Here is a 13,662-nt window from a genome sequence, read left to right on the forward strand (position 1 = left end):
CCGGCCGTGACACCGTGAGGGAGAGGGGCCGCCACCATGCCGCAGGACATGCCGGAGGACGTCGCACCGCGGACGGCACCGCCCGGGCACTGGCTGAGCCCCGGCGACGCCGGGTACGACGAGGCCCGCACGGTGTGGAACGGCATGCACGACCGCCGCCCCGCCCACATCGCCCGCTGCCGCACCGCGGCGGACGTCGGCGAGGCGCTGCGCCACGCGGCGGCCCACGGCCTCGACGTCACCGTCCGCGGCGGCGGCCACAACGTCGGCGGCAGCGCCGTCGCCGACGGGGCGCTGATGATCGACCTGTCGCCGATGCGCGCCGTCACCGTCGACCCGCAGGCCCGCACCGCCGAGGCCCAGGGCGGCTGCCTGCTGCGCGACCTCGACCGGGCCACGGCGCCGTACGGACTGGCCTGTCCCGCGGGCGTCATCTCCCACACCGGCCTGGGCGGGCTCGCCCTCGGCGGCGGGTACGGCTGGCTCGCCCGCCGCTGGGGCCTGACCTGCGACCACATCCTCGCCGCCGAGGTCGTCCTCGCCGACGGATCGGTCGTCGAGGCCACCGAGGACAGCCACCCCGAACTGCTGTGGGCGCTGCGCGGCGGCGGCGGGAACTTCGGCGTGGTCACCCGCTTCACCCTGCGGCTGCGCCCGGTCGGACCGGCCCTGTTCAGCATGGGTGTCTACGCCCTGGACGACGTCCCGGACGCCCTGGCCGCCTACCGGAAGTACACCGAGCGGCAGCCTGCCGGCCTGCACACCGTCGGCGGGCTGAAGCGCGCGGGCGAGCAGGAGTGGATACCGGAGCACCTGCGGGGGCGGCCCGCGCTGCTGCTCCTGGCGGTGTGGACCGGCGACGAGGAGGAGGGCCGGGCGCAGACCGAGGCCCTCTACCGGGAGGTCGTGCCCGCGGCCCGGATCAGCATCCCGATGTCGTACCCGCAGCTCCAGGCGCTCGGCGACAGCAGCGAGCCCAAGGGCGACCGCTACTTCGTCAAGTCCTGCTACGTCGAGGACCTCTCGCCGGAGGCCGTCGCCCGGCTCGTCGAGGCGACCAGGGCCAACCCGTCCGCGCTCTGCTCGATCGACTTCGAGTTCCTGCGCGGGGCCATCGCCGACGTCCCCGAGGAGGACTCCGCCTTCCCCGGCCGCGCCGCGCCCTTCCAGGTGACGGCGGAGGCGCACTGGACCGACCCGGAGCATGACCCGGAGCACATCGCCTGGTCGCGGGAGACGGTGGAGGCCCTGCGGCCCTTCGGCACCGGCGGCGCGTACGCCAACTACGTCCACGGCGAGGGCGACCGGAGGGCGCGGGAGATCTACGGCCCGGAGCGCTACGCCCGGCTCGCGGCCGTGAAGAAGGCGTACGACCCGGCGAACGTGCTGCGCGGCAACCTGAACATCCGGCCCGAGGGCGCGGCGGAGTAGCCGGACACGTCGGCTCAGTGCGGCGCGCAGCCGCCAGGCCCGGCGACCAGCCAGTGCGCGGGCAGCTCGATCGGGGCGCCGTCGGGCGTGGACTCCGTGGTGGCCAGCGGCAGTTCGCCGGTGGCGAGGATGTCGAGGCCGGCCGCGCGGAACAGCTCGGGGAACACCGCGTCGGCGACCTCGGCGGGGGCGAGCCCGTGGGAGAACACCGGGCGCAGCTTCGGGGGCGGGCCGGCCGGGCCGCGGGCGAGCTCGCCCAGTACGCCCTTGGCCGCCTCGGCGAGCTCGAACACGAAGGCCCGGCCGCGTGCCCCGAGCAGGACGCCGATGGCCTCGACCACCCGCGGTCGGTCGGCCGCCTCGCTCTGGTGGATCACCCCGCGCACGTACACGTTGGCGTCGCCGAGGCGGTGGTGGAGCGCTCGGACGGCGTCGGCGTCGGTGGCGTCCAGCCGGGTGAACTCGGCCCGCCCGGCCGGGTCGCCGCGCCGGGCGCGGTCCAGCGCCGCCTCGGACAGGTCGACGCCGAGGGCGAGCGGGAATCGCTCGGCGAGGAACCGGGTCTGGGTGCCGTTGCCGCAGCCCAGGTCGACGACGGGCAGCAGGGGGTCCGCCAGATGGGGGCGGAACAGCGTGAGGTGGCGTTCGGCGCTGAGGGCCGGTGCGGCGTCCCAGATCACCGAGCCCGGTTCCTCGGGCGCGTCGCGCCAGAAGCCCTCCCAGGCGTCCAGGTACCGACTCGTCACGCTCATGGCGGAGACCTCCGGGGGTCACGCAGGGTGTCTGGCTCGTGTCTATCGGTACCCGGCCCGGGCGGCAACCGCGCCCGGGCGGCCGGTGGCCGGCGCGCGCGGGGCGGCGCACGGCGGGCGCGTACGGCGGCGCGCGGGAGTCAGGCCTGAGGATGCGGCCGGCGCAGCAGGTAGAGGCCGGACGCGGCGGCGAGCGCGGCCATGCAGGCGGCGAAGACCAGGCCCGCGTGGGCCAGGCCGAGCGGCCCGGTGAGCAGGCCCACCCCGATGACCGGGATCGAGATGCCGAAGTAGGCGACCACGAACAGCACCGAGAGCGCGCCGCCGCGGTGCGCGGCGGGAGCGGCGGCGGCCACCTCGCCGACCGCCCCGCGCAGGCCCATGCCCTGCCCGGCGCCGCCCACCAGGGCGCTGAGCACCAGCGGCGGCAGCGTCTCCCAGGCGAGCGAGGCGGCCAGCAGGGCCATCCCGGCGATCAGCACCAGACAGCCCAGCGGGATCGCCCGGGCGGTGCCGAGCCGGGGCACCAGGAGCTGGCCGAGGGTGGAGGCGAGGAAGGCCGTGAAGACCACCAGGCCGACCACCGCGCGGTTGTGGACGCCCAGGTCGGCGCCGAGGAAGGCGGGGCTGACCGAGGTGAACAGGCCCAGCAGGGAGAAGCCGGCGAAGGCGGCGACCCCGGCCGGCACGAACACCCGGCGGACCTCCGGCGGCAGGGCCGGCCGGTCGGGCCGGGCGGTGCGCAGCGGGCGGGCCCCGGCGACCGTCTCCGGCAGCAGCAGGGTGAGCGCGAACGAGGCGGCGAGCAGCCCCAGGTGCACGGCGAACGGCAGCACCAGCGGGTGCGGCGCGTACTGCGAGAGCAGGCCCGACAGCAGCGGTCCGCAGCCGAGCCCGCCCATGTTGGCGGCGGTCGCGACGAAGCCCGCGCGGGCCCGATGTTCCGGCGGGGCGAGCTCCAGCACGTACGCCGTCCCGGTGCCGGTGAACAGGCCCGCGGAGAACCCGGACAGCAGCCGGCCCAGGCAGAGCAGGGCGACGCTGTCCGCGGCCAGGAAGACCACCGCGCTGGCGGCCGAGCAGGCCAGCCCGCAGAGCAGCACGGGCCGGCGCCCGACGGTGTCCGAGACGTTGCCGACCAGCAGCAGGACGCCGATGACGCCGAAGGCGTACACCGCGAACACGACCGTGACCGTCAGCTCGGAGAAGCCGATCTCCTCCTGGTACAGCCCGTAGAGCGGGGTGGGCAGCGTGGTGCCCGCCATGCAGACGGCGAAAGCGGCGGCGGCGACGAGGTGGCCCACCCGGGCGACACCGGGCCGGGCGGTCCGACGATCGGTCATCCGCCCACCATAGGCGGGCCGCCGGAGCCCGGCCCGTGCGGCCGGGGGAGCGCTGCGCCGAACGGGTGTCCGGGCGGTGTCAGCGCTCCGGGTGCCGGGCGGCTTCGGGGGGGCGGTGGTGCCGGCCGGCCGGGGTGCGGCTGCCACCGGGCGCGCGGTCCGGCCGAACCGCTGACGCGGGGGCGGGTGGTCTTCCCGCGCCCGGGGCCTCAGACCCGGTGCGCGGCGACGTAGCGGGCCGGGTCGCGGCGCAGGTCGCCGTGCCAGCGCTCCCGGCACTGCTCGGCGAAGGTCCGGCCGGTGGCGAGGATCTCGTCCAGCGGGTCCAGGTACCCGAGGACGTGCGGCGGTTCGAGGCCCGCCGCGATCCTGGCGGCGAGGCCGGCCCGGGCCAGCCGCAGCAGTTCGGCGGCGAGCGGGCGGACCGGGTCGCCGCCGAGGCGGGTGGCCAGGCCTCGGGCGGGCAGATCGGCGAGTGCGGCCCGGTGGTCGTGCAGGGTGTAGTGGCCGAGCAACTCCCAGGCGGAGGAGAGGGATTCGGGGTGGTAGCTGAGCCCGGCCCAGAGTGCCGGGACGGCCGGGATGTGCGGGTACGGCGGGCCGTCCGAGGCGCGGAGCTCCAGCGTGTTGCGGACCCTGGTGTTGGTCCAGAGCTGGTTGAGGTGGGCGGCCCAGTGCGCCGGGGTCGGCCGCGAGCCGTCCGGGTAGCCGTGCCGGAGCAGGTCGGCGAAGGTGCGGTCGGGGGGCGCCGGGTGGTAGCGGCCGTCCGCGGTGCGGTAGTGGATCAGCGGGATGCCGAGCGCCCAGTCGACGACCTCCTCGACGGTGACGCCGGGGCGCAGCGCGGGCGGCAGCACCCCGCCCCGGCGCGGGTCCATCCGCAGCCAGGCCCAGCACCGGTGGGACAGCAGGCCGCTTGCCGAACTGCCCCCCTGGAGCGGCGAGTTGACGAGCATGGCGGAGACCACCGGGGCGGCGGCCATCTGCATCCGCAGCTTCCGGGTGAAGTCGTCGGGGGAGAGGTAGTCCAAGGTGACCTGGGTGGAGAGCGACAGCGCCATCACGTACCGGGCGCGGCCGCCCGGCTCGCCCAGCCCGGCGAAGTAGTCCCGCATGATGGCGCCCCGGGTCATCGGCACCCACTGCATGTCGGCGAGCCGGTCGAACGGCAGGTAGCTGCCGGGCAGCAGGGCGAGGCCGAAGCGGCCGACCAGCTCGGCGAGTCGCTCCAGTGCGGCGCGCATGTCGTCCACCGCCTTGGCCACGGACGGGACGGGCGTCGAGGAGTACTCCAGCTGGCCGCCGTGCTCCAGGGTGATCTGGCTGCCGTCCGGGAGCAGGATCCCGGTCAGCCGGCCGGCGTCCTCCAGCCGTTCGCCGCCCCACCGGCCCAGCACCGCCTCCAGGACGGCGAGCACGCCGCGCTCGCCGAAGTAGCGGGCGGCCAGCCCGGTGGCGGGGTCGACCAGGCCGCACTCGACCTCGATGCCGACCAGTTCGCTGCGGCCGGGCCGGAACGGGGCCAGCAGCGCGGCCCGGTCGAGGGCCGGGCCGGGGTCGGGCGCCGGGGCCGGGCCGGGGTCGGGGTCGGGCGCCGGGCCGGACGCACGGTGGGGATCGGCGACCGTCACACCGCCCCCACCCGGGTGCTGACCCGGGGGTGCCCGGCCCGGTCGAGCAGCGAGCCCACCGCGCCCAGGGCGGACTGCGCCGCGCCCTGGCACCAGGCGTGGGCGCCGGACAGGTGCTCGCCGGCGAAGAAGACCCGCGGCCGCTCCGCCGGGAACGGGGAGCCGAGCACGGTCAGGTAGCGGGTGTGCTCGCCGGGCGTCAGGTGGGCGAAGGCGCCGCCGCCCATGCCGGTCTGCACGTCCCAGTTGCAGTGCACGATGTCGTCCACGTCCCCGGTGATACCCGGGTGGAGCCGTTCCAGGCACTCCAGCACCAGCGCGTCCCGGTCGGCCTGCTCCAGCGAGGCGAAGCGGCGGGCGTTGGCGCCCCACAGGTAGGCGCCGAGCAGCGCCGTCGGCTCGGCCGAGCGCAGCGGGTCGCGCACCGCCCAGCGCGGGCCCGAGCTGCCGTTGACCCCGTCCTTCGCCCGCACCGCGTTGTCCGAGGGGTACCAGCACTGCTGGATCGGCAGGTCGGTGAAGCTGCCGCCGCCGTGGATGCCGTCCTCCAGCTCCCAGCGGCGGCGGGTGAGGTGCAGGACGGTCTTGATGCTGCTCGCGTAGCTGATGCCGCGGATGGCGTGCCGCTGGGCGTGCGGCAGGCCCGGGGTGACGGTGATCCGGTCGAGCGCGGGCGCCGGGACGCAGCACACCGCGTAGTCGAAGTCCTCGTGCAGCGGGGCGCCGATCCGCCGGCCGCGGAGCCGGACGCCGTCCGTGGTCAGCGCCAGTTCCTCGATCTGGGTGGAGAGCTGGAGCGTGCCGGGGCGCAGCGCGGCGACGAAGGCGTGGATCAGCGCGTCCAGCCCGTCGACCAGCTCGACCTGCCCGCGGTGGAACAGGCCGAAGTAGTCGACCAGCACCTCCAGCAGCGAGGACTGCTCGTAGTGGGCGAGGCCGGTGGCGTGGCCGACCAGGTCCCAGGCGTCCTGCGACAGGTGCTCGTGGACGAACTGCCACAGCGACACCGAGGCGGCCCGCTCCAGCGCCGGGTCGTCCCAGTGGCCCTCCAGGGTGCGGCGCTGCTGCTCCACGGTCAGGGTGCGCCACACCGAGCCGAGCAGGTGGTCCAGCAGCGGGGCCGGGGCCCGCCGCTCCGTCGGGCGCAGGTCGTACGCGGGGAACAGCGTCGCCACGTCCTGCACCCGGACCCGGCGGCCGCGCAGGTGGTAGTAGGCGCGCGGGTTCGAGTTGACGAACGGGCGGGTGGCCAGCCGGAAGCGGGAGACGTAGTGCAGCACGCAGTGGTGGTTGCCGGGGATGCGCATGGCGCCGAGGTCCACGTGGGTGCCGTCCCAGAACCGGTGGGTGCGCACCCGCCCGCCGGGCCGGTTCGCCCGCTCGTACAGGACGACGTCGAACCCGCGGCGCTGCAACTCGTAGGCGCACACCAGGCCGGCGACTCCCGCCCCGACCACCGCCACCCGGCCCCGGGCACCGGCCACCGGCTTCTCCAGCGAACGCGGGAACGCAAAGCTCGTCTCGAACATCGGCACCGTACCCCTCTGAGGCGGGACCCCCGCCCCAGCCTCGGCCAGACACCCCCCGCCTGCCACTTCGCCGCACCGATGCGGGTGACGGGCGCGGTGCCGCAGCCCGCCTCAGCCCGCCGGGGCCTGCCCGGCCTCGCCCTGGTGCATCCAGGCGATGACGTCCAGCACCCGCAGCACGCCGATGTCCTCGCCGATCCCGGCCTCGGTACGGAGCCGCGCCAGCCGGGCGCGGAACGCCCCGCCGTCGGCGCGCAGCGCGGCGGCCAGCGCGGACCAGAAGGCGGTGTCGACCTTCGGCCGCCGGAACAGGGCCTTCACCCGGACGTCGTAGACGGGGACCAGGTGCGGCCGCTTGCGGGCCGGCAGCTTGCCCGCGACCACGGGGCCGGTCCCGTCGGGCTTGCCCGGGTACGTGCCGCTCGGGTTCGCCAGCCGTTCCCACAGCTCGGCGGCCGGCCCGCCGGGGGCGAGCAGCGGGGCGCAGGCCGGGTCCTCCAGCCGGGCGTCGCGGGGGATCGCGGACAGCAGGCGGTGCCAGTGCCCCTCCGGGTCGGTGAGCAGTTCGACGGCTCCGTGCGGCTCGACCGAGACGCTCGGCATGGTGATCGCGAGCAGGTCGTCGGCCGTGAAGCGGTCCGCCGTCTCCGGGCGGTCGCCGCCGCCGGCGAGCCGCTCGAAGTGGGCGCCCGTGTAGTACGAGCCGCCCTTCGCCCGCTGCCGGGTGAAGTACGTGCGCAGCAGCCGCACCGAGGCCGGCCCGTCCCCGTACACCGGCGGAATCCACAGCGCCGTCATGGGAGCCCCCTCGGTCGTGTCCGGGGCCAGTGTGGCAGAGGGGTCCGACGGCCCGGGGCCGCGGGCGGGCCGGGCGGTGAACCGGGCCGGTGGTGGGGGCCGTAGGACCGTAGTGGGCGCGCCGCGGCGCGGCCGCGTGGCAGCGGGTGGGTCCGCGAGGAACCGGGGAGGAACTGGATGCAGTCCCGACGCGACCAGGTGCAGGCGCACCTGTTCGTGATGAGCAGGCTGGCGTCGGGCATGCTGCGGGCGGAGCCCGACGCGCCGGACACCCCGACCGGGCGCACCACCCGGGGCACCATGACGGGCCTCGCGGTGGGGGTGCTGATCGGGCTGGGCGTCACGGTCTACGGGGTGATCCGGCCCGGCGGCGGCGACGGCTGGGCCAAGCCCGGCACGCTGGTGGTGGTCCGGGAGTCCGGCGCCCGCTACCTGTCCGTCGGCGGGCAGCTGCACCCGGTGCTGAACGACACCAGCGCCAGGCTGCTGGCCGGTGAGCAGATGACGGTGCGCCAGGTGAGCCGGGAGTCGATCGCGGACGCGCCGCGCGGCGCCCCGGTCGGGATCGTCGGCGCCCCGGACGGGCTGCCGCCCGCCGCCGACCTGGGCGGCGGCACCTGGCTGGTCTGCGGCACCGTCCAGCCCGGCCCGACCGGCGCTCCCGCACCCCGGCTCGGACTGCTGGTGGACCCGGCGTCCGAGGGCCGGGCGCTGACGCCGACCCAGGGCCTGCTGGTCGCCCTCCCCGACGGCTCGACGCACCTGCTCTGGCAGGGCCAGCGGCTGCGCGTCGACACCGCCAACCAGGCGCTCCAGGCGCTCGGTTACGGCGGTGCGACGCCGTTCCCGGTGCAGGCCGGCGTGCTGAACGCGCTGCCCGCCGGGCCCGACCTCGCCGCGCCCGCCGTCCCCGGGCGCGGCGAGCCGGGCCCGGTGCTGGCCGGGAAGCCGACCAGGATCGGCCAGCTCTTCGAGGCCCCGGGCGGCGCCCACTACCTGCTGACCAGGGCCGGCCTGGTCCCGCTCACCACGACGCTGTACGAGCTGCTGCGCGGTGACCCGCGCACCCAGAAGGAGGCGTACGGCGACGCCGCCCCGACGGCCGCGCTGATCGGCCCGTTGGATCTCGCCGGTCGCACCGCCCCCGGCGGGCCGCCGTCGGCGGGGCTTCCGGAGGCCCCGCCGACGCTGGTCGTCCCGCTGCACGGCGAGGGCGTCTGCGTCGACCTGCACACCGGTGCGGGTGGCCCGACCACCGCCGTCACCGTGTTGCCCGCCGCCCAGGCGGAGGCGGGCCGCCCCCCGACGGCGCCCGCCGGCCCGGCGACCGGCGCACCGGCCGCGGCCTGCGCGGTGGCCGACCGGATCGCCGTCCGGCCGGGCCGTGGCGCCCTGGTGCGGGCGCTGTCCGGCGCCGGCGCGGGCGGCACCGAGTACCTGGTCACCGAGGGCGGGACGCGCTACCCGCTGCCCTCGGCGGCGGCGGCCAAGCAGCTCGGGTACGGCGGGGCGACGCCGGTGGCCGTCCCGGCCGCGGTGGTGGCGCTGCTGCCGTCCGGGCCGAGCCTGGACCCGGCGGCGCTGGCGGACACGGCGGCCGGAACGGCACCCACCGTCGCGGCGGTCACGCCGGGGACGACCGGGATCCCGGCGGTCCCCGCCACCGGGGCGGCGGTGGTGCCCGGCGTGGCCCTCGCGGGTGCTGCCGTGCCCGCCGGAACAACGTCGCCCTGCGGCTGAACCACTGGTCGTGGCAGTCACGTTGAGTCGATCAGAGCCGCGCGCGACCAGCGCGGGGAGAGAGAAGGAGCACCTGGTGAGCACGCCGGCGAACTTGAACAAACAGGACGAGGCGATCCGCAAGGCGCTGTCCGACATCGAGCAGCAGATCGAGGACATGATCACCGCCGGCCGCACGGTCGAGCGGATCAAGGAGGAGCTGGCCGCCGGCTACATCTCCGGTGCCAGCTCGACCTTCCAGGAGAAGGTCAACGACTGGATGACGCGTTACCACACGGTCATCGGGGCCTTCGAGCGCTTCGCTGAGGCGACCAAGGTTGCCGACCAGGTCCTCAGCCACGCCGAGGAAGAGGCCAGGATGCACGCCGCCGACGGCATCGTCACGGCGCTGAACGGCGCCTGACGGCGCATCGCGGACAGGAAGGGAACGAGCACACCATGTCGATGGACAACTTCGGGAGCATCCAGCTCCACCACGAGACCGTCGCCCAGGCCGCGAGCGAGCTGGGACAGGCGGGCAAGCTGATGGACGACGCCCTGTGGGAGGTGGAGCGCAAGCTGAACTCCCTGACCGAGAGCGGCAGTTTCCAGGGCGCTGCCGCCGACGCCTTCACGGAGTTCAAGCAGGCGGTGACGGCGAACGCAGGGCAGATGAACCAGGACATCATCGCCGCCGGCGGCAAGCTCACCAACATGCACCACATCATGACCGACGCCGACCAGAGCGCGCGGAAGCAGTTCGGCTAGTCACGAGGCGGAGACGGTCCCATGGGTGACACCACGATCAAGGTCTCGACCAGCGGGCTCAAGGCGTTCGCCACGAAGCTGGAGACGTTCCGGATCGACCTCGGCACCGAGGCCACCGAGGTGCAGGTCTGCCCGCCCGTGCTGCCGGGCAACAACAGTGTGCCGGAGATCCAGGCGCTGAAGACGGGCGTCGACGGCTTCATGGGCAGCGTCAAGGACGCGCTGACCACGATCCAGACCGACGTCAAGAAGATCAAGCTCGACCTGGAGATGGCCGGCACCAAGTTCCAGGAGGGCGAGGACCACAGCCTGACGGAGGCGGAGACGATCGAGCTCTTCGGCGAGGTCCTGGGCGGCGTCACGAAGCCCACGACCGGCACCGGCTGAGTCCCCCCGGTCGCCGGGCGGAGCACCCGTCCGGCGACCGGGCCGACACCGTTCCATCCGCACGCCTCCAGAAGGAAGCCATGGCAGAGACAGCACCCAGCCCGTATCCGTGGGAACAGGCCCTGGCGGCGTTCGCGTCCTCGACCCAGAGCTCGATCATGAGTCGGGACGCGGTGACCGGCAAGCCGTGGATCACCGGGATCACGGTCAGCAGTACCCTCAAGTCGACGAACGACGCCCTGAAACCGTACAAGAAGGGCGAGCAGGCCGGCTTCGACATGTGGGCCGAGTGGGTCTACGACGCCCCCGGCGAAACCTACGTGTTCAGCACGATCGTCGGCGTCACGTGCGACTGGGACTTCTGGCAGCTCAAGCCGCCGGAGGGCGCGCCCAACAACGACACCCCGCTCGGGAACTTCGGGAAGGCCGCGGACCAGATCCTCGGACCGCTGATCTGGGGCAGTGGCTACAACGACCGCACCAGCGCCCCGAGTTTCGACCACGCCGCGAAAGTCATCACCGACACCAACACCTGGGTCAAGGAGCAGCAGAAGACCGTCCAGAGCTGGGCGGACAGCGTCGAGGGTGCGGGCAGCGAGTTCCAGGGCAGTGCGGCGGGCCGGTTCAAGGAGGTCCTGATCGGGCTGCGGAACCAGCTCATCCAGATGCACGTCGAGCTCGGCGACGACGCCGACACCAAGGCCAAGTGCCTGAAGGACACCGCGGATGCGCTGCGCACCGCCGTGTACGGGCTGTACCAGGGCTACAACGCCTGGCGGGCGGTTCCGGACTCGCGGTTGGAGTCGGGGACGAAGTGGGCCCTGAAGAACGACGACAAGGACAAGGACGGGAAGGGGACGTCCTTCTCCTGGCCCTCCGAGTGCGTCCATTCGGCCTTCGGCGCGGCCACGGCCTTGGTGCAGCCGACGATGACCAAGGAAAGCGACGGAAGGCACACCTTCAAGTTCTCGGCCACCGGAGCCGCCCCCTCGCCGGAGAACAAGGACGCCCTGAAGGCCTGGATCGACGACATCTCCAAGAAGATCTGGACGGCGTGGATCCAGATCGTCCTGGACAAACAGGCGACCGACGTGATGGCCACCTTCAAGGAGAAGTACAACCACGCCACCGCCGTTCTCACGAAGCTCGAAGCGCCGCAGAAGTGGCTGCCGACCGACAAGCCGCCCACCAAGGACGGCCCCAATCCGCCCGGCACCGGTGACGGCGGCACGGGGGGCGGCGGCCCGGGCGGCGGCTCGGGCAAGAACGACCTGAACCCCGAGAACAAGGACAAGACGGGCCCCGGTGGCGGCAGCACGGGCAAGATCCCGCCTCCGCCGCCCACGACGGTGCCCGGCACCCCCGGCGGCACGGGCGGCAGGAACGGCTCCGGGACCGGCGGCCAGTCGACCCTGCTGGACGGCAAGGGGAATCCGCTGCGGGGCAAGGACGGCAAGCCGATCACCGTGCCGCCCGGCAGTACCGTCAACGGCAAGGGCCAGGTGATCGGCCCGGACGGCAAGCCGGTGCTCGACAAGGACGGCAAACCGCTCGTCGTCCCCCCGGGGACGACGGTCGGCCCGCCGAGCACCGTCCCCGGCACCGGCACCGGTACCGGCGGGGGAGCTTTCAAGGTGCCCGTCGGGTCCAAGCGGAACGATGACGGCACCGTCACCGGCCCGGACGGGAAGCTGCTGAAGGACGTCAACGGCAACCTGGTCGTGCTCGGCAAGGACGACACGATCGACAAGGAAGGCACCGTCCTGGGGTCGGACGGCAAGCCGGTGTCGCAGTTCGAGCAGTTGATGAACGACCAGGCGCACGCCCTCCTCGCCGGCCGTCCTCCTACCGGGGCCGAATATCCCGGTAGGGGCTCCATCGGGGGCAACTGGACCGGGCTGCCGTCGCTCGGCGGGATCTCCACCGGTTCCGGGAGCGGCGACTTCACCACCTCGTTCAAGGGCGGCACCGACCTGCTGGGCCGGCCGTTCACCGGTTCCGGTGGGTCCGGTGGCCGCAGCACCGTCGCGGCCGGGCCGCCGACTCTCGGCATCGGCGGCAGGGCGGCCGCGATGAGCGACCCGGTCAGGAGCGCCGAACTCGCCGCGGAGGCCCAGTCCGGCCGTACCGCCGGGGGGCGAGCCGCGGCGGCCGCCGCCGAGGAGTCCCAGCTGATGGGCCGCGGCATCCCGACCACGGGCGGGACCAACGGCATGACCGGCCCGATGATGCCGCCGATGGGCGCCGGGGCGGGCGCCGGTGCGCCCGGCCAGGGCGAGAAGGAGCGTCAGCGCACCACCTGGCTGTCCGAGGACGAGGAGGTCTGGGGCACCGACTCCGGTGCGGTGACGGGCGTCATCGGGCGCTGAGCATCCGCGGCCGTCGTCGAACCCGGTGGGCGGGCGCAGCCGTAGAGAGGACCGTACGACCCCATGGACCGGCGCGTTCCGGGCCCGGCGCCTCCGGGCCCGGGGCGCGCCCTCGGGAAGAGAGGGAGGTGCGGGCGTGGAGTTCCCGTTCACCGCACAGATCGAGCAGGCGATGGCCGCGCTGGAGGAACAGCAGGTCAAGATGGCCGCGGCGGCCAAGGAGCTGGAGCTGGCGACCGCCTCGGTGACGTCCAAGGACCGGTTGCTCACCGCCGTGGTCGGGGCCCAGGGACAGGTGGTGTCGCTGACCTTCCACACCACCGCCTACCGCTCGATGGCCCCGGGCGAGCTGTCCAAGGCGATCATCGACGTCCTGAACACCGCGCGGGCCGACCTCGGGGACCGGGTGGCCGCGACGATGAGCGGGTTCAGCGGCCTCGGCGAGACCCTGGCGGCCTCGATGGTCGGCGGCACCGAACTGGACGACCTGTTCGCGCCGCTGCGGCAGATGCGGCCCGGGTTCGCCGACGCGGCGGCGGCGGAGGAGCGGCGCAAGCGCGACCGGCAGGAGGAGTTCCGTGGCTAAGCAGACCCTGACCGCACTGTCCGACCTCACCGACAAGTTCGCCAAGTACCCCGAGCTGTCCGACCTGTTCAAGGAGATCGAGGGCAGGACCCGGGAGATCAACGAGTACAACAAGAACTCGGCCGGCAACGACGAGATCGGCAAGACGTACCACGAGAACGTCGACGAGCCCACCGCCTCCGTCACGGCGCTGTTCAAGAAGGTGCGGGCCACGGTCGAGAGCGCCGGGCAGGGGGGCAAGAACACCTCCGCGATCCTCAACGACGCCGACGAGGACGCCAGCCGCGTCTGACGCGCCCTCGCCTCCCGCCGTGCCTGGGGGCGGGTGCCGGCGGCCGGCCGGACCCCG

The 13,662-nt window shown here is 74.4% G+C and carries 13 protein-coding genes; 8 read left to right on the top strand and 5 right to left on the bottom strand.

Translation table 11 applies throughout. The features are described from left to right. Nucleotides 1–36: 36 nt before the first annotated feature. Nucleotides 37–1,431, top strand: coding sequence for an FAD-binding oxidoreductase (locus ACZ7RU_RS14620; protein WP_470341287.1), 1,395 nt, complete (start codon nucleotides 37–39; stop codon nucleotides 1,429–1,431). Between the two features lie 14 nt (nucleotides 1,432–1,445). Here the strand turns inward: ACZ7RU_RS14620 and ACZ7RU_RS14625 are convergent, their stop codons facing one another. The 5 genes from ACZ7RU_RS14625 to ACZ7RU_RS14645 form a co-directional block, all read right to left on the bottom strand. Continuing rightward, entirely contained in the window at nucleotides 1,446–2,183 is a 738-nt protein-coding gene (locus ACZ7RU_RS14625) for a class I SAM-dependent methyltransferase (RefSeq protein WP_470341288.1), read from the bottom strand. Between the two features lie 140 nt (nucleotides 2,184–2,323). Beyond that, nucleotides 2,324–3,526: an MFS transporter gene (locus ACZ7RU_RS14630; RefSeq protein WP_470341289.1), complete on the bottom strand. Its 1,203-nt coding sequence runs from the start codon at nucleotides 3,524–3,526 to the stop codon at nucleotides 2,324–2,326. 209 nt (nucleotides 3,527–3,735) lie between these two features. Next, nucleotides 3,736–5,157: a glutamate-cysteine ligase family protein gene (locus ACZ7RU_RS14635; protein WP_470341290.1), complete on the bottom strand. Its 1,422-nt coding sequence runs from the start codon at nucleotides 5,155–5,157 to the stop codon at nucleotides 3,736–3,738. Then, nucleotides 5,154–6,686, bottom strand: a complete 1,533-nt coding sequence (locus tag ACZ7RU_RS14640) for a flavin monoamine oxidase family protein (protein ID WP_470341291.1) — start codon at nucleotides 6,684–6,686, stop codon at nucleotides 5,154–5,156. Before ACZ7RU_RS14640 ends, ACZ7RU_RS14635 begins: the two co-directional genes overlap by 4 nt. A gap of 111 nt (nucleotides 6,687–6,797) precedes the next feature. Next, nucleotides 6,798–7,484, bottom strand: coding sequence for a DUF6308 family protein (locus tag ACZ7RU_RS14645; protein WP_470341292.1), 687 nt, complete (start codon nucleotides 7,482–7,484; stop codon nucleotides 6,798–6,800). Between the two features lie 177 nt (nucleotides 7,485–7,661). Here ACZ7RU_RS14645 and eccB point away from each other — a divergent pair, with 177 nt between their 5' ends. From eccB to ACZ7RU_RS14680, 7 genes are all read left to right on the top strand, one after another. Further along, the gene (gene eccB / locus ACZ7RU_RS14650) at nucleotides 7,662–9,224 is read left to right on the top strand and encodes a type VII secretion protein EccB (RefSeq protein ID WP_470341293.1); all 1,563 of its coding nucleotides are present in this window, start codon (nucleotides 7,662–7,664) and stop codon (nucleotides 9,222–9,224) included. Between the two features lie 76 nt (nucleotides 9,225–9,300). After that, complete coding sequence (locus tag ACZ7RU_RS14655; RefSeq protein ID WP_470341294.1) at nucleotides 9,301–9,627, top strand: hypothetical protein; 327 nt, start codon at nucleotides 9,301–9,303, stop codon at nucleotides 9,625–9,627. Between the two features lie 35 nt (nucleotides 9,628–9,662). After that, complete coding sequence (locus ACZ7RU_RS14660) at nucleotides 9,663–9,971, top strand: WXG100 family type VII secretion target (protein WP_470341295.1); 309 nt, start codon at nucleotides 9,663–9,665, stop codon at nucleotides 9,969–9,971. A gap of 21 nt (nucleotides 9,972–9,992) precedes the next feature. Beyond that, nucleotides 9,993–10,358: a hypothetical protein gene (locus tag ACZ7RU_RS14665; RefSeq protein ID WP_470341296.1), complete on the top strand. Its 366-nt coding sequence runs from the start codon at nucleotides 9,993–9,995 to the stop codon at nucleotides 10,356–10,358. Nucleotides 10,359–10,438: 80 nt separating this feature from the next. After that, nucleotides 10,439–12,727: a hypothetical protein gene (locus ACZ7RU_RS14670; RefSeq protein WP_470341297.1), complete on the top strand. Its 2,289-nt coding sequence runs from the start codon at nucleotides 10,439–10,441 to the stop codon at nucleotides 12,725–12,727. 136 nt (nucleotides 12,728–12,863) lie between these two features. Further along, on the top strand, nucleotides 12,864–13,313 hold the full coding sequence (locus ACZ7RU_RS14675; RefSeq protein ID WP_470341298.1) for a YbaB/EbfC family nucleoid-associated protein: 450 nt from the start codon (nucleotides 12,864–12,866) through the stop codon (nucleotides 13,311–13,313). Continuing rightward, entirely contained in the window at nucleotides 13,306–13,605 is a 300-nt protein-coding gene (locus ACZ7RU_RS14680; RefSeq protein ID WP_470341299.1) for a hypothetical protein, read from the top strand. The genes ACZ7RU_RS14675 and ACZ7RU_RS14680 overlap by 8 nt, the downstream gene beginning before the upstream one ends. Nucleotides 13,606–13,662 lie beyond the last annotated feature (57 nt).

The organism is Kitasatospora sp. NPDC114501 (assembly GCF_055633695.1).